Source organism: Streptomyces carminius (genome assembly GCF_002794255.1).
GTDB lineage: Bacteria > Actinomycetota > Actinomycetes > Streptomycetales > Streptomycetaceae > Streptomyces > Streptomyces carminius.
In genome coordinates this window covers 22,305-38,925 of sequence record NZ_PGGW01000069.1, presented here as the reverse complement: position 1 = coordinate 38,925, position 16,621 = coordinate 22,305, and the positions used below count along the sequence as shown (strand labels likewise).

Genomic DNA, 16,621 nt, shown 5'->3' with positions numbered 1-16,621 from the left:
GCCGACCGGTTGGTTCCGCGGCGTCGGCCCCGGACTGACCCGCCGGTAACCGGGCCGTCGGCCTCCGGCGCGGCGGAACCGCTGCTCAGCGGGCCGGTACGGGCCCCGAGCGGCCCCGGTGCGGACCCGGTGCAGACCTGGGGACCGCTCAGGGGCTCTCCGGCCGGTCGCTCCCGGCGGGCACCGGGACGCGCGGACCGCCGTCGCTCCCGTCGCCGCCGGCCAGTGCCAGCCAGCCGCCGACGCCGAGCACGGCGGCGACGGCCGTCGCCGTGGCGCCCAGCCTGATGCGCCGGCGGCGCTCGGCCGCCCGGTGACGCGCGGACCCGGCTCGCGGACTTCCCGGTGCGCGGGGCGTACGGGCGGTGCCGTGGGCACCGCCGGCGAGCTCGTCCGCGCCGGGGACACGCATGCTGGTGTGGGTGTCGCGGTTGGAGTCGGGCACGGCTCCGGGCACGAGCGGGACGGCGCCCCGCCCGGCGGTGTCGTACGGCGCGTCCCCGGACCCGGTGTAGTCGGCGTATCCGGCCTGCCCGGCGTATCCGGCCCGCTCGCCGCGGGTCTCCCCGTGGCCGCCGTGCTCCCCGTGGAACTCCGGATCCGGTTCCGGCTCGTCGATCTCCAGCGGCGGCTGGCCCGCCAGCGCGGGCAGCAGTTCCCGCAGCCGGGCGGCCATCTCGGAGGCGCGCAGCCGGGAGGCGGGGGCCTTGGCCAGGCACTGGTGGACGAGCTGCCACAGCTCGTCCGGGATGCCGGGCAGCGGGGCGACGCGCTCGGTGACGTGCCGGCGCAGCACCGCGCCGGGGTGACCGCCGCCGAACGGGGTGAAACCCGCGAGCAGTTCGTACAGGACCGTGGCCAGCGCGTAGACGTCGACGGCGGCGCGCGGCGGCAGCCCCTCGACGATCTCGGGGGCGACGTAGTCGGGGGTGCCGACCACCCGGCTGCCGCCGCCGCGGCTGGGCGCGTCGATCAGCTTGGCGACGCCGAAGTCGGTGAGCAGCGCGGGCGGCGCGCCGCCGGGCCCGGCCGGCGCGTGCACGTCGAGCAGGACGTTCTCGGGCTTGACGTCGCGGTGCACGATCCCGGCGGCGTGCGCGGCGGCCAGCGCGTCGGCCACGTCGGCGGTGACGGCGACCGCGAACTCGGGCGCGAGGCGGCGCTCGCGCTCCAGCCTGGTGCGCAGATCCGTGCCGCGCACCAGGTCCATGACGAGGGCGAGGTCGTTGCCGTCGACCACCAGGTCGTGCACCCCGACGATGCGCGGGTGGTCGAGGCTGAGCAGCGCGGTGCGCTCCTGGACGAAGCGGCCCACCAGCTCCTGGTCCGAGGCGAGGTCCTCGCGCAGCAGTTTGAGGGCGACGGGGCCCTGGGGGCCCTCGCCCAGCCACACCGTGCCGGCGCTTCCGCGGCCCAGGATCTGGTGGGCGGTGTACCGACTGCCGATCTTCCGTGACATGGCGACAAAACTACGCGGCCCGAGGGGGTGCGCGCGCCCCGGACGGCGGCAACCGTCACCCCGGTGACGGAAATCCGCCGCCGAAAGTCGACAAAGCCCCTCGGCGGCGAACCTGTTGGCGGATCGTTGACCGACCCGTCGGCGGACTCGCGGCCGGCTCAGCCGTTGTCCGCCGGCACCTCCGGCGCCTCCGGCACGCTGTCCCGGACGTCCTGGATGTCGTTCTGGACGTCCTCGACCTGGTTCGCCGCCTGCTCGCCGGCGCCCACCAGCTCCTCCAGCCAGTTCCAGGCGTCACCGACCGTGTTCTTGGTGTCGTTCCAGAGTTCGCGGCCCTGGTCCCACCACTCGGGCAGCGGCGTGAAGTTCCACACCAGCACGCAGACCGCGACGAGGATGAGCACCATGAACAGGCAGCCCTTGAGGCAGCCGAGTCCCGGCACGCGCATGCGGTTGGCGCCGCGCTGCCGCGGCTGCCGGGCGGCGGGTTCGGGCGCGGCGGGGCGGGGGGGCTCGTACCGCCGCGGCTGCGGCTCGGGCCGCCGGGACGGCGCGGGGGCGTACGGCTGCTGCGGCGCCTGCTGCTGCTGACGGCGGCGGGAGGCGGGCTGCCGCGGGGGGTGGGGCTGCCGGGAGGGCTGCGGCTGCTGGGGGGGCTGCGGCGGCTGCGGCGCGGCACGGCGCTGGGGGCGGCGGCGCAGCGGGTCCAGCTCGGGGTCGAGGGGCTGGATCTGGGTCTGCTCGTTGCGGTCCCGGGCGGCCCGCATCTGGGTCTGCCAGGGGTGCGGCTCGTCGGGACGCGGCGGCTGGTTCCCCTGGCCGCCGGGCGGACCGGCGGGCATGGGGGGCATGACCTGGGTGGCGTCCGCGCCGGAACCGCCCTGTCCGGCCTGTCCGGGTCCGCCGGTGTGCGGCAGGAAGCTGGTCGCGGCACTCGGGTCGTGGACGGGGACTCCGTCCCCGCCGCGGCCCGAGGTCGGCAGCACCTGGGTCGGGTCCGCGGCGCCGGGCACCGGGGTGGGCGACAGGTCCGGCCCCAGCAGCGCGGCGACGCCCATCGCGGCCTCGGCCTGCGCCGGGGTGGCGGTGGCCCGGATGCCCGCGGCGACCGTCCGCAGGGCGCGGGCGAGGTCCTCCGCGCCGGGCCGCTCGTCGGGGTTCTTGCGCAGACAGCGCTCGATGACGGTCCACAGCGGTACGGGCACGCTGCCGGGACGCCGCGGCTCCTCGTTCAGATGGCGCTGGAGGATCTCCAGGGCGGTGCCGCCGCCGAACGGCGGATGGCCGGTGACCAGCTCGTACAGCAGGATGCCCGCGCCGTAGACGTCCACCGCGGAGGTCTGCGGCCGGCCCTCGGCGGACTCGGGCGCGACATAGGCCGGGGTGCCGACGAACTCGTGGGTGCGGGTCAGCCCCGGGGAGTCGGCGAGGCGGGCGATGCCGAAGTCCGTGAGCATCGGCCGCAGGCCCGCGGGGTCGTCGTCGGAACCGGCGAGCAGCACGTTGGCGGGTTTCAGATCACGGTGCACGACCCCGTCGGCGTGGCTCGCGGCCAGCGCGTCGGCGATCTGGGCGGTCAGCAGCGCGGCGCCGACCGGGCTGAAGGGGCCGTTCTGCCGCAGATGGCGGTGCAGGTCCGGGCCGTCGATCAGATCCATCACCAGGGCGAGCAGATCGCCCTCGACCACCAGGTCGCGGGTGCGGACGATGTTGGGGTGGGTCAGGCGGAGCAGGACGGAGCGCTCGCGCAGGAAGCGCATCACCACGTCCGGGTCGTTCGCCAGCTCCTCCTTGAGGACCTTGATCGCCACGGTCTCGCCGGGGTGTCCGGCCACGGCCGCCTCGGCGCCCGCCGTCTCCCTCTGGCGCGCGCGCCAGACGGTGCCCGTCGCGCCGCGTCCGAGCGGCTCTTCGAGCAGGTACTTGCTGCCTACCGGCCGCACGTCATGCGCTCCCTGGTCTTGTCCGGACTGCCGGGGCGGCCACTGCGTGCCCCGGCGGCCCACTGTAGTGCCGTACCGGAGGAGGGTGTACGGGTGCGACCGCCCCGGTCCGTCCGGTCCGTCCGCTTCCGGTTCCCCGGCCGAGCCCTCCGCTCCGTCCGGCGGGTGAGACGCGTCACGCGGCGGGAAAGGTTGCCGGCATCCGGCCCGGCGGTGCTCTTTCGGCGATGATCGCTTATCCGATCGGAGCACTCACGCAACAGACGATTACCGGCCACTTTCTCACCCGGAGTCGATCAGCCATGATCGCTCTGTGCCGGATCGCGGGCGCGATGACAGTGGTCGGTGCGAGGATGCATCCAGCATCACGGGACTGAAGGAGCCGATGGCGATGCAGATCCGGCTGACCGTCCTCGGACCGCGCGGCGGTCACGCGGAGCAGACCGCGGGTGGGTGCGACGTGCTGGTGACGGCTCCGCCCGGGACACCCCTCGCCGCCGTGACGGGCGCCCTCGCCGCGGCCGCCGCCGCGGCGGGCACCGCGCCCGCTCCCGGGTCCGCGGACGCGGTGGCGGTGTTCGCCGGGAGCCGCCGGCTGGACGCCGAGCGCCAGACGCTGGGGGCGCCGCCGCTGGTGGACGGCGCGGTGGTGTCCCTGTACGGGCCGATCGCCCCCTGGAGCCACGGCCTCGTCCCCGCCGCCGGGGCACGGGCCCGGCTGCACGTGGTGGCCGGACCGGACGCGGGCGGGGTCCACCTGCTGCGGGGCGGGCAGGTGCGCGTCGGCCGCTCCGCCGAGGCCGACGTACCGCTGGACGACCCGGACGTCTCCCGGCTGCACTGCGCGGTCACGGTGACCGACGCGGGCGCGGTGACGGTCACCGACCTGGGTTCCACCAACGGCACGACGGTGGACGGCACGGCGGTCCACGACCGTCCGGTGCCGCTGCCGCCGGGCGCGACGCTGCGGCTGGGCGAGTCCGCCGTACGGCTGCGGGCCGGGGCGGAGGCCCTGGAGGGACTGCCCGTCCTGCCCACCGTGCCGGACGGCGAGGGGCGGCTGCGGATCTCCCGGCGCGTCCCCTGCCCGCCCCCCGCGCCCCCCTCTGCCGGGACGGTCTCCGGGCCGGGACGGGCGGCACCGCCGTACGCGGCCGCGTCCGGCCCCGGCCGCGGCGCGGGGGCGTCCGAGGAGATCGAGCAGGGGCGTGCCGACCGCCCCCGTCCCCGTGGGGACGTGACCCACGGCACCGGATTCGTGCACCCGCGCGGGGCGGACCCCGCCGACGGGCGGCCCGGCCGCGGCGGGCTGGGCGCATGGGCACGGCGGCTCGCCGGAGGGCGGCCGGCCGGCGGCCCGGGGGACGGCCGGGACGGGGGCACCGGGGCGGCGGACACCGCCGGATACACGGCCGGACGTCCGACCGGGCACCCCGGCGCCGCCCCGCCGGACGACGGCCCCTGTCCCGACCTCTCCGAGATCCTCCTCGCCGCGCTGGGCCCGGGCCCCCGGCTGTGGGAGCGCGGTGCGGACCACCCCGACGCGCTGACCGTCCGGCTCGGCACCGTCCGCCGCGCGGCCGGGGCCGTCGCGCCGCTGAGCGTCGACCTGCGGGAGGCCGGCTCGCTCGGGCTGGCCGGGCCACGGCCGCGGCTGCTGGCGCTGGCGCGCTCGGTGCTCGCCCAGCTCGCCGCGCTGCACGGGCCGGGGAGCCTGGAGATCGTGCTGCTGGCCGCGGGCCGGGCACCCGGCGGAGCGTCCGGCGGCCCTTCCCCGGACGGTGGCCGGTGCCCGGACTGGTCCTGGCTCGGCTGGCTGCCGCAACTGCGCCCGGCCCGCGGCCAGGACTGCCGGCTGCTGCTGGCGTACGACCGCGAGCAGGCCGCCGCCCGCACCGAGGAGCTGGTGCGGCGGCTGGCGGACCGGGGCACGACGGGCCCCGGCCCGGGCCGGGAGCCGGGACCGGAGCCGGGACGGGGTCCGCTGACGGTCGTCGTGGTCGACGGCGATCCCGGTACGGCGGAGCTCCGCGAGACCGTGACCCGGCTGGCGGAGCACGGCCCGGCCGCCGGAATCCACCTGCTGTGCCTGGCCGAGACCCCGGCCGCCACCCCCGCCTCCCCGCTGGCCGTCACCCTGGCCGCCGCCGCCGAGGTCTCCCCCGCCTTCCGCGTCTGCGGCGCCGTCGGCCTGCTCAGCGGAGCCGTCGCCACCACGGTCCGGGTGGTCGGCCGGGACACCGATCCGGCCGGGGCCCCGCTCGCGACGGTGGACGGCGTGTCGGCGGCCTGGGCCGAGCGCTTCGCCCGGGCGCTGGCCCCGCTGTACGAGACCGACACGGCCCGGGAGACGGCCGCGGCCCGGCCGGTGCCGCTGCCGCGGAGCACCCGGCTCCTCGACGAACTGGGGCTGGCCAGGGCCACGCCCGCCGCGCTGCTGGCCCGCTGGGCGGAGCCCGCCGCACCGCCGGCCGGTGCCGGTGCCGGCCTCCCGCGGGCCGGCGCGGTACTGGGCGCGGGCGCGTGCGGTCCGGTGACCGCCGATCTCGTGGCCGACCGCGGCCCGGTGCTGGTCGGCGGCGCGCCCGGCACCGGCAAGACCGAGCTGCTGCGCTCGCTGGCCGCCTCGCTGGCCGCCGGGGAGCGGCCGGACCGGCTGTCCCTGGTCCTGGTGGACGGGGGTGGTGACGGAGGCGGCGGAAGCGGTGCCGGTCTGCGGGTCTGCGGCGACCTGCCGCATGCCTCGACATACCTCGCCGCGGGCGACCCGGTGCGGATGCGGGAGTTCGCCCAGGCGCTCACCGGCGAGCTGAAGCGCCGCGCGGAGCTGTTCGGCGACCACCCGTACGAGGCGTACGCGGCCGGGGAGACGGCCGCCCGGCAGCCCGCGGCGGGCCCGGCTCCCCGGGTGGTGGCACCGCGCCGTGCCGCCGACGGGGCGGCGCCGGGGACCGGCCACGCTTCCGGCCACGGCACCCTCAAGCTCCGGGCCCGCGGCGCGGCCCCGGCCGCCGCGGCGGGTGCGGCCGGGGAGGCGGCCGGACCGCCGCCCAGACTGGTGCTCCTCGTCGACGACTTCGACATACTGGTCGATCCGGCGCTGGGCAATCCCGGGCGTCCCGCGGCCGGCTCCGTGGTCCGGGCGCTGGACGCCGTGGCCCGGGACGGGGCCCGGCTGGGAGTGCACCTGATAGCCGCGACCGGCCGCCCCGACCGTACGGCGCGGACCGCCGCCGACCGGGAGGCGGTGCTGCGGGTGTCCCTGGGTGCCCGGGCGCCCGGGAGTCCCGAGGACCCCGGGGACCGCGGGGAGGACCTCCCGCCGGGCCGCGGGACACTGCACCGGCCGGGCGGACCGGCGACCGCCTTCCAGACCGGCCGGGTGACGGGCCGTATCCCCCGGACCGCGACTCTGCGGCCCACGGTGGTGCCCCTGGACTGGGCGCGCGCCGGGGACCCGCCCACCCGCCGTCCGGTGCGCGAGCTGGGCAACGGACCGACCGATCTGGCGCTGCTCGCCAGCGCGATGGAACGTGCCGCCCGGGAGGCCGGCGCCCGTCCCGCTCCCCCGCTGATGTGACGCCCGGATTCCGGTTACGGGGCCGGCCGCCGGGCGTTCCGGGGCATCCCGGACCGTCCGCCGGGCCCGTGGGGCCATACGGGTCACGAGGCAGTCACGAAGGCCGAGTTGATATGTAAACACCGCGTCACAGGGCAGTGTTGTCAGGCGTAGGACTGATCACTCGGATGTGCGGCACGGTCGGCCGCCGGTCGCCCGTGCCCGCAGTGGGGACGGTGAGCATGCGCACTTCTGTCCGTACGACCCGATCACGGGCCGGCAGAGCGGGTACCGCGCTGGTGACGGCGCTGGCCCTCGCCCTGACCGCGGCGGCCTGCGGCGGCGGAGACGACGGCGGGGGCTCCGGAGACGACTCGCAGAAGCAGCAGAGCACCGTCGAGCTGCCCGATCTGAAGGGGCAGGAGCTCCAGGTCGCCGCGGTGTGGACCGGCCCGGAGCAGGAGAACTTCCGCAAGGTCCTCGACGAGTTCGAGGAGCGGACGGGCGCCACGGTCAGCTTCGTGCCGACCGGCGACAACGTGGCCACCTTCATCGGTTCCAAGATCGAGGGCGGCGCGCCGCCGGACGTGGCGATGCTGCCGCAGGTCGGCGTGCTCCAGCAGTTCGCCGAGAAGGGCTGGCTCAAGCCGGTGCAGGAGGCCACCCGGGAGCAGCTCGACAAGAACTTCTCCGCCGGCTGGCGGGACCTGGGCTCCCACGGCGGCGAGCAGTACGGCGTCTACTACAAGGCCGCCAACAAATCCCTGGTCTGGTACAACACCACCGCCTTCGAGAACGCGGGGGTGAGCGCGCCGGAGACCTGGGACGCGTTCCTGGAGACCGCCCGGACGATCTCCGACTCCGGCGTCCCGCCGGTCTCCGTCGGCGGCGCGGACGGCTGGACGCTCACCGACTGGTTCGAGAACATCTACCTCTCCCAGGCCGGCCCCGAGAAGTACGACCGGCTCGCCGCGCACGAGATCCCCTGGACCGACCCGTCCGTCGAGGAGGCCCTGACCACCCTCGGCGAGCTGTTCGGCGAGGACAAGCTCCTCGCGGGCGGCAACGAGGGCGCGCTGCGGACGGAGTTCCCCAAGTCCGTGACCCAGGTCTTCGCCGACCCCGAGGCCCCGCAGGCCGCGATGGTCTACGAGGGCGACTTCGTCGCCGTCAACATCGCCGACACCAAGTCGGAGATCGGCGAGAACGCCAAGGTCTTCCCGTTCCCGGCGGTCGGTGACGAGCAGCCCGTGGTCAGCGGCGGCGACGCGGCGGTGGCGCTGAAGGACACCGAGGGCGCCCACGCCCTGCTGACCTTCCTGGCCTCCCCCGAGGCCGCCGCCATCTGGGCCGAGCGGGGCGGCTTCATCTCCCCCAACAAGGAGCTGGACACCTCCGTCTACCCCAACGAGGCGCTGAAGGCCATCGCCGACGCGCTGATCGGCGCGGGCGACGACTTCCGTTTCGACATGTCCGACCAGGCTCCCGCCGCCTTCGGCGGCACCAAGGGCCAGGGTGAGTGGAAGGCGCTCCAGGACTTCCTGCGGAACCCGTCGGACGTGGCCGGCGCCCAGCGTGCGCTGGAGGCGGCCGCGGCCAGGGCGTACGGCGACTGACGGCGGAACGGGAGGCGCAACTGCCATGTCCACCGCCACCGCGGGCGGCCCGGCGGCCCCAGGCCGGCCGGGTCCGCCCGTCCCCGGAACCCCGCGCACCTCCGTCGTCCGTACCCGGCCCTGGCTGGCCTGGCTCTTCCTGCTGCCCGCGCTGGTGCTGCTGGGCGCGCTGGTCGTCTATCCCATCGTCTACTCGGTCTACCGCAGCCTCTTCGACGCGGCCGGGACCGGCTTCGTCGGCCTGGACAACTACGTCGAGCTGTTCACCGACGACCGGATCCTGACCGCGATCAAGAACAACGCGATCTGGGTGGCCGTCGCCCCGACCGTCTGCACCGCCCTGGGACTGATCTTCGCGGTGCTGACCGAGCGGGTGCGCTGGTCCACCGCGTTCAAGCTGATCGTCTTCATGCCCATGGCGATCTCGATGCTCGCCGCGGGCATCATCTTCCGCCTGGTGTACGAGCAGGACCCGGACCGCGGCGTGGCCAACGCCATCTGGGTCGGCGTGCACGACACCTTCAGCGAGGCCTCCGCCTGGCCCGGTGCCCGGCCGCGGCCGGACTCCGGCCTGGAGTCCTCCGGCGGCGGCTCGTACACCACCGCCGCCGCGGCGGACGCGGCGGACCCGGCCGACCTGCCGCTGGTCGGCGTCCCCCCGCAGGACCTCACCGGCGCCGCCGACGCCGAACCCGCCGAGTCCGCGGATGACGGCGGGGTGTCGGGCACCGTCTGGGTGGACTTCTCCAGGGGCGGCGGCGGTGAGCCGGGTGTGATCGACCCGGGCGAGAAGGCCCTGGCCGGCATAGAGGTCGAGGCCGTACGGGACGGCGAGGTCGTCGCCACCGCCACCACCGGCGAGAACGGCACCTACACCCTTCCGGCCGAGGCGGACGGCGCGCGGCTGCGGCTGCCGGCGTCCAACTTCACCGAGGCGTACAACGGCGTCAACTGGCTCGGCCCGTCCCTGATCACCCCCGCCATCATCGCCTCCTACGTGTGGATGTGGGCGGGCTTCGCGATGGTGCTGATCGCGGCGGGCCTGGCGGGCGTACCGCGGGAGCTGCTGGAGGCGGCCCGGGTGGACGGGGCGAACGAGTGGCAGGTCTTCCGCCGGGTCACGGTGCCGCTGCTGGCCCCCGTGCTGGCGGTCGTCCTCGTCACCCTGATGATCAACGTGCTGAAGATCTTCGACCTCGTCTACATCATCGCCCCGGGCGCCACCCAGTCCGACGCGAACGTCCTGGCGCTCCAGCTGTACCTGTCGTCCTTCGGCACCGGCGCCGACCAGGGCGTCGGCAGCGCCATCGCGGTGCTGTTGCTGCTGCTGGTGGTGCCGGTGATGATCTTCAACATCCGCCGGCTGAGAAGGGAGCGCTCATGACGGACACCAGCCGGCCCGCCGGCCGGGGGCCCTGGGGGTCCCCCCGGCGGAGCGAGGGGGAGGGGTGCTCCCCGGACGAGCACGGCGGCGTTCGCCGGCCGAGGAGGGGGGACCGACGGTGAGCACTCTCTCCAGAACCACGCCCGGCCCCGGGCCCGGCCCCGCGGCCGCTCCCGGGCACGAGGACGGCGGCGGGCGGGCCCGGCAGTCGCTGGGCTCACGGATCGCCGCCCTCACCGGCCACTGGGCGGTGCGCTTCACCCTGGTGGTGATCGCCTTCCTGTGGCTGCTGCCCACCACCGGCCTGCTGCTGTCGTCCTTCCGCGACCGGTCCGACATCGCCTCCTCCGGCTGGTGGACGTCGCTGGGCGACTGGTCGCAGCTGACGGCGGCCAACTACGAGGCGCTGCTGAAGAACGACGCCATCACCGACTCCCTGCTGACCACCCTGGTCATCACCGTGCCCTCCACGGTGCTGGTGGTGGTCATCGGCTCGCTCGCCGGATACGCCTTCGCCTGGCTGGACTTCCCCGGCCGCGACTGGTGGTTCCTGCTGGTGGTCGGGCTGCTGGTGGTGCCGGTCCAGGTGGCGCTGATCCCGGTGGCGAAGCTGTTCAACACCCTGGGCATCTTCGAGACCACCATCGGTGTGGTGGTCTTCCACACGGCGTTCGGACTGCCCTTCGCCATCTTCCTGCTGCGGAACTTCTTCGCGGAGATCCCGCGCGAACTACTGGAGGCGGCGCGGCTGGACGGCGCGAACGAGGTGCGGCTGTTCACCCGGGTCGTCCTGCCGCTGGGCGCCCCGGCGATCGCCTCGCTGGGCATCTTCCAGTTCCTGTGGGTGTGGAACGACATGCTGGTCGCGCTGATCTTCGCCGACGCCGGCGATCCGCCGATCACGGTCGCGCTCCAGCAGCAGGTGCGGCAGTTCGGCAACAACATCGACGTGCTGGCCTCCGGCGCGTTCGTCTCGATGGTGATTCCGCTGGCGGTGTTCTTCGCCTTCCAGCGGCAGTTCGTCTCGGGTGTGATGGCGGGCGCGGTGAAGTAGCGGGCCCGCACACGGACGAGGGGGGCGGCCGGCCGGCCGCCCCCCTCACCGCTGTCCCGTGCGTGCGGGTCAGCGGTTGCTGCGCAGCAGGGTGCGCATCGTGCGCATGGCCACGGACAGATTGGCCAGGTCGAAGGTCTCCGAGTCCCGGATCTCCTCCAGCGTGGCGCGGGCCCGGCCCAGCACGGCGGCGCTCTTGGCCTCCCACGCCTTGAAGCGCTGCTCGGGCGTGGCGCCGCCGTCCCCGGAGGCGAGCACGTCGGCCGTGAGCAACTGGTGGGCGGCGTAGAGGTCCTCGCGGATCGCCGCGCGGGCCATCGACTGCCAGCGGTCGTTCCGGGGCAGCTCGCTGACCCGGTCCTGGAGCTCGGTGATGCCCAGCCGGTCGGCGAGGTCGTAGTGCACCTCGGCGACGTCCAGCAGTTCCCGGCCGGTGCGGTCGGCGACGGCGACCACGTCCAGGGCGGGGAAGACGGAGGAGAGACCCGCCACCCGCAGTGCCAGCTCACCGGGCACCCCGGCAGCGGTCAGCTCGTCGTGGACGCGCTGGAACCACTCCAGGTCGGTGCCCCGCAGCAGCTTGGGCAGCTCGGACCAGACCACCTCCACCCGGTCCCGGAAGACGTCGACGGTCTCGGCGAGCCGCAGCGGCTGCGGCCGGTTGTTCAGCAGCCAGCGGGTGGCGCGCTCCACCAGCCGGCGGGCGTGCAGCCGGATACGGGTCTGGACGTCGGCGGCGACGGTGTTGTCGAGTGCCTCCACCTCGTCCCAGACGCGGGCCAGGTCGTAGATCTCCCGGGCCGCGGTGTGCGCCCGCACGATCTCCTCGGTGGCGGCCCCGGTCTCCTCCCGCATCCGGTGGGCCAGGGTCGAACCGCCGGTGTTGACCATGTCGTTGACCAGCAGGGTCGTGATGATCTCGCGCCGCAGCGCGTGCTGCTCGATCCGCTCGGGGAAGCGCTCGCGCAGCGGGGTGGGGAAGTAGGCGTGTGCCAGCTTCTGCAGGTACGGGTCGTCCGGCAGGCCGGTGTCCACCAGCTCCTCGGTGATGGCGATCTTGGTGTACGCCAGCAGGACCGCCAGCTCCGGCTGGGTGAGGCCGCGGCCGTGCGCCAGCCGGTCGCGGATCTGCCGGTCGGCGGGCAGGAACTCCAGCTGCCGGTCCAGCCGGCCCTGGCGTGCCAGGGTGCGCATGAACCGCTGGTGGGCGTGGAGCAGGTCGGGGGCCTGCCGCATCGCGTTGGCCAGGGCGACGTTCTGCGTGTAGTTGTTGCGCAGCACCAGCTCGGCGACCTCGTCGGTCATCTCGGCCAGCAGGGCGTTGCGCTGCTTGACCGTCATGTCGCCCGCGGCGACGACCGAGTTGAGCAGGATCTTGATGTTGACCTCGTGGTCGGAGGAGTCCACGCCCGCGCTGTTGTCGATCGCGTCGGTGTTGATCCGCCCGCCGTTCGTCGCGAACTCGATGCGGCCGAGCTGGGTGAGGCCCAGGTTGCCGCCCTCGCCGACGACCCTGGCCCGCAGGTCCGCCCCGTCCACCCGGATCGCGTCGTTGGCCTTGTCGCCGACGTCGGCGTGCGTCTCGGTGGACGCCTTCACGTAGGTGCCGATGCCCCCGTTCCACAGCAGGTCCACCGGTGCGGTGAGGACGGCCCGCATCAGCTCGGCCGGGGTCATCCTGGTGACGCCGTCCGCGATGCCCAGCGCCTCGCGCACCTGCGGGGTGACGGGGACGGACTTGGCGCTGCGGGGGTGGACGCCGCCGCCGGGGGACAGCAGCGAGGTGTCGTAGTCGGCCCAGGAGGAGCGCGGCAGCTCGAACAGCCGGCGGCGCTCGGCGTACGAGACGGCCGGGTCCGGATCCGGGTCGAGGAAGATGTGCCGGTGGTCGAAGGCGGCGACCAGCTTGATGTGCTCGCTGAGCAGCATGCCGTTGCCGAAGACGTCGCCGGACATGTCGCCGATGCCGACGACCGTGAAGTCCTCGCCCTGGGTGTCGTGGCCCAGCTCCCGGAAGTGCCGCCTGACCGACTCCCAGGCGCCGCGGGCGGTGATGCCCATGGTCTTGTGGTCGTAGCCGGCCGAGCCGCCGGAGGCGAAGGCGTCGCCCAGCCAGAAGCCGTAGGCGGTGGCGACCTCGTTGGCGATGTCGGAGAAGGCCGCGGTGCCCTTGTCGGCGGCGACCACCAGGTAGGTGTCGTCCCCGTCGTGCCGCACCACCCGCTCGGGCGGCACGACGTGGCCGTCCACGAGGTTGTCGGTGATGTCGAGCATGCCGGAGATGAAGGTCTTGTAGCAGGCGATGCCCTCGTTCAGCCAGGCCTCGCGGTCCTCCGCCGGGCTGGGCAGGCGCTTGCCGACGAAGCCGCCCTTGGCGCCGACCGGCACGATCACCGTGTTCTTGACCTCCTGGGCCTTCACCAGGCCGAGGATCTCGGTGCGGAAGTCCTCCCGCCGGTCGGACCAGCGCAGCCCGCCGCGGGCGACCTTGCCGAACCTCAGGTGCACGCCCTCCACCCGTGGCGAGTACACCCAGATCTCGTACGCCGGGCGGGGCGCGGGCAGGTCCGGGATGGCCTGCGGGTCGAACTTCATCGACACGTACGCGTGCGGCAGGCCGGAGCCTGCGTCGCGGGGCTGGAAGTAGTTGGTGCGCAGGGTGGCCCTGACGAGGGTGAGGAACGAGCGCAGGATGCGGTCCTCGTCCAGCGAGGCGACCTCGTCCAGCGCCCCGTCCAGCTCCTCCAGCAACCCGTCGGTCAGCTCGCGGCCCGCTCCCGTGCGGTCCGGGGAGAGCCGGGCCTCGAAGAGGCTGACCAGCAGCCGGGTGGTGTGGACGTTCCGGCGGAGGGTGTCCTCCATGTAGTCCTGGCTGAAGGGCGAGCCGGCCTGCCGCAGGTACTTGGCGTACGCGCGCAGCACCATCGCCTGGCGCCAGGTCAGCCCGGCGGAGAGCACCAGCGCGTTGAAGCCGTCGCTCTCGGCCGCGCCGGTCCACACGGCGGCGAAGGCCTCCTGGAAGCGCTCGCGGGCGTCACCGACCGCACCCCGCTCCTGGCCGGCGGGCAGCCGGAGCCCGAAGTCGTAGATCCACACCCGGGAACGGTCGGCGCGCCGCAGCTCGTAGGGGCGCTCGTCGATGACCTCCACGCCCATCGCCTGGAGGACCGGCAGAACGGCGGAGAGCGAGACCGGCTCGCCGGTGCGGTAGATCTTCAGCCGGCGCTCACCGGGAGCGGCCCCGACCGGCTCGTACAGGTTGAGCGCGAAGTCCCCGGCCCCGCCGGCGCCACCGGCACCACCGGCGTCTTCGGCGCCCGCTCCGCTCTCCAGCCGCCTCAGGTGCTGGAGGTCGGCGACGGCGGTACGGGGCGGGAAGTCGGCCTTGTAGCCCTCGGGGAAGGCGTCCGCGTAGCGGTGGGCGAGAGCGGCCGCCTGTTCCTCGCCGCACTCGGCGACCAGCGCCTCGGAGAAGCCGTCCGCCCAGGAACGGGCCGCCTCGGCGAGCCGGGCCTCGATCCGCTCCCCGTCCGCCTCGGTCAGCACGGTCAGTTCGGTGCCCTGCGGGACGCGGATGACGAAGTGCAGCCGGGCGAGGACCGACTCGGTGTTCCAGGCGGTGAAGTCGACGCCGGTGCCGCCCAGTTCCTCGGTGAGGATGTCGGTCATCCGCAGCCGCACGGCGGTGGTGTAGCGGTCGCGCGGCAGGTAGACCAGCGCGGAGTAGTACCGGCCGTACTCGTCCTGCCGCAGGTAGAGGCGGAGCTTGCGGCGTTCCTGGAGGTAGAGCACGGAGGTGACGATGGAACGGAGCTCACCGACCGGGATCTGGAAGAGCTCGTCGCGCGGGTAGGTCTCCAGGATCTGCAGCAGGTCGCGGCCGTCGTGGCTGTCGGGGGTGAAGCCCGCGGCGGCGACGACCTCCTCGACCTTGCGGCGGATGACGGGGACGCGGCGCACCGACTCGGTGTAGGCGGCCGAGGAGAACAGGCCGAGGAAGCGGCGCTCGCCGACGACGTTGCCCGCCTCGTCGAACTTCTTCACCCCGATGTAGTCCAGGTACGAGGGGCGGTGCACGGTGGCGCGGCTGTTGGCCTTGGTGAGCACCAGCAGCCGGGGCTCGCGGGCCTTGGCGCGGACGCCGGCGGGGAGCCGGTTGAAGGAGGGCGAGGCCGGGTGGGTGTGGTGCCTGTCGTCCTCTCCGGTCCCGGCCGCGGGGTCCCGGCCGTCGGCGGTCTCGGCGGTGGTCTCGGAGGCAGTCTCGGTGGCGGTGCCGTCGGTGGCGGCGTCGGCCTGGCGCGGATCGGAGCGCAGGATGCCCAGTCCGGTGCCGGGCACGGCGGTGAGCAGCAGTTCCTCCGTGCCGTCGGCGGCGGTCTCGGAGGTCAGGTCGTACTCGCGGTAGCCGAGGAAGGTGAAGTGGTCGGCGGCGAGCCAGCGCAGCAGCTCGCGGGCCTCCTCGACCTCCTGCCCGGACACCTCTCCGGCGCGCGGCTCGTCGGGCAGTCCGTCGGCGATCCGCACCGCGGCGGTCCGCATCTTCTGCCAGTCCTCGACCGCCTCGCGGACATCGGACAGGACGCGCCGCAGATCGGCGGTGATCCCGCGCAGGTCCTCGTGGTCGGTCTCGCGGTCGATCTCGACATGGATCCAGGACTCGACGACCGCGTCGTGCGGCAGCTCGTTCCGGGTGTGGGTGCCGGCGACCGGGGAGTGCGGGTCGCGGCCGGCGTCCAGCACCTCCAGCAGCCTGCCGGTGATGTCGCGGCGGACGACGACCTGGGGGTGGATCACCAGGTGGATGCCGCGACCCTGCCTGGTCAGCTCGTTGGTGACCGAGTTCACCAGGAAGGGCATGTCGTCGGTGACGATCTCGACGACGGTGTGGGTGCAGGTCCAGCCGTTCTCGTCGACGGACGGGGTGTGCACCCGGACGTCGGCGGTGCCCTGCGGGCGCTCCTGGGCCAGCCGGTAGTGGGAGACCGCGGCTCCGTAGACGTCGACCGGATCGCGGTCGGTGAGGTCCTCGGGCGCGGTGTGCAGGTAGTAACGCTGGAGGTACGCGCCGAGGGTCCCGGTGCCCAGGCCCGGTACCGGCCTGCTTCCGGCCGGAGTGCTGTCGGCTACCCGGGCGGCTCGTTCGAGCAGCTCGGCCTTTGCCTCGTCCAGCTTGGTCTGCATCGTCTGGCTCCTGTCGCGCGCCGTTGCGTGACGTCAAGGTGGTGAGGGCACGACGCCGACACACACAGTGTCCGCTTCGGCGGGGCGTCATGCCGGGAGGGAGGGTGACCGGCGACGGCCCCGGCACCACGGCGCCGGGGGCCCACTGCGGAGGCGACGCTGCCTTCCGGGGGTACCTCGCTGATCACGTGGTCAGGCTAACCCACCTCATCGATCGCATGTGTACAAAATCTCAGAGTTAACTTCTACGATACGTATAACGAAACGGGGCGGGCACCCCGCCCTTCTCGTCCTCCTCTCCGCCGGGCCCTCCTTCCGTCTTCCCCGGGCCTCCTCCGGCACCCTCTTGGCAACACGCCGCCGGAGGAGGACGTCGGAAGGAAGACGTTCCGGCCGGGGGGCCGCCCATGCCGGAGAACAGGACG

The 16,621-nt window shown here is 74.4% G+C and carries 7 protein-coding genes; 4 read left to right on the top strand and 3 right to left on the bottom strand.

All coding sequences use genetic code 11. The features are described 5' to 3' along the window. Nucleotides 1-148: 148 nt before the first annotated feature. Nucleotides 149-1,459 (bottom strand): serine/threonine-protein kinase, encoded by a 1,311-nt coding sequence (locus tag CUT44_RS27230; protein ID WP_100204634.1) that lies wholly within the window; start codon nucleotides 1,457-1,459, stop codon nucleotides 149-151. A 158-nt stretch (nucleotides 1,460-1,617) separates the two neighbouring features. Beyond that, nucleotides 1,618-3,402 carry a serine/threonine-protein kinase gene (locus CUT44_RS27225; protein WP_100204633.1) on the bottom strand — a complete coding sequence of 595 codons (1,785 nt, stop codon included), beginning with the start codon at nucleotides 3,400-3,402 and terminating at the stop codon, nucleotides 1,618-1,620. Nucleotides 3,403-3,793: 391 nt separating this feature from the next. On the opposite strand from CUT44_RS27225, the gene CUT44_RS27220 reads away from it, so the two are divergent. The 4 genes from CUT44_RS27220 (at nucleotide 3,794) to CUT44_RS27205 (ending at nucleotide 11,015) form a co-directional block, all read left to right on the top strand. Further along, the gene (locus CUT44_RS27220; RefSeq protein ID WP_100205216.1) at nucleotides 3,794-6,982 is read left to right on the top strand and encodes an FHA domain-containing protein; all 3,189 of its coding nucleotides are present in this window, start codon (nucleotides 3,794-3,796) and stop codon (nucleotides 6,980-6,982) included. Between the two features lie 221 nt (nucleotides 6,983-7,203). Then, nucleotides 7,204-8,577, top strand: a complete 1,374-nt coding sequence (locus CUT44_RS27215) for an ABC transporter substrate-binding protein (RefSeq protein ID WP_100204632.1) — start codon at nucleotides 7,204-7,206, stop codon at nucleotides 8,575-8,577. Nucleotides 8,578-8,602: 25 nt separating this feature from the next. Next, nucleotides 8,603-9,961: a carbohydrate ABC transporter permease gene (locus CUT44_RS27210; protein WP_100204631.1), complete on the top strand. Its 1,359-nt coding sequence runs from the start codon at nucleotides 8,603-8,605 to the stop codon at nucleotides 9,959-9,961. A 118-nt stretch (nucleotides 9,962-10,079) separates the two neighbouring features. Beyond that, nucleotides 10,080-11,015 carry a carbohydrate ABC transporter permease gene (locus tag CUT44_RS27205; protein WP_100204630.1) on the top strand — a complete coding sequence of 312 codons (936 nt, stop codon included), beginning with the start codon at nucleotides 10,080-10,082 and terminating at the stop codon, nucleotides 11,013-11,015. Between the two features lie 69 nt (nucleotides 11,016-11,084). On the opposite strand, the gene CUT44_RS27200 is transcribed toward CUT44_RS27205, so the two are convergent. After that, nucleotides 11,085-16,196 (bottom strand): NAD-glutamate dehydrogenase, encoded by a 5,112-nt coding sequence (locus CUT44_RS27200; RefSeq protein ID WP_100204629.1) that lies wholly within the window; start codon nucleotides 16,194-16,196, stop codon nucleotides 11,085-11,087. Nucleotides 16,197-16,621 lie beyond the last annotated feature (425 nt).

Bases quoted from the DNA above. Each gene is read 5' to 3' on its own strand.
- CUT44_RS27210 (WP_100204631.1), top strand. From the start codon at position 8,603: ATGTCCACCGCCACCGCGGGCGGCCCGGCGGCCCCAGGCCGGCCGGGT.
- CUT44_RS27200 (WP_100204629.1), bottom strand. From the start codon at position 16,196: ATGCAGACCAAGCTGGACGAGGCAAAGGCCGAGCTGCTCGAACGAGCC.
- CUT44_RS27230 (WP_100204634.1), bottom strand. From the start codon at position 1,459: ATGTCACGGAAGATCGGCAGTCGGTACACCGCCCACCAGATCCTGGGC.
- CUT44_RS27215 (WP_100204632.1), top strand. From the start codon at position 7,204: ATGCGCACTTCTGTCCGTACGACCCGATCACGGGCCGGCAGAGCGGGT.
- CUT44_RS27220 (WP_100205216.1), top strand. From the start codon at position 3,794: ATGCAGATCCGGCTGACCGTCCTCGGACCGCGCGGCGGTCACGCGGAG.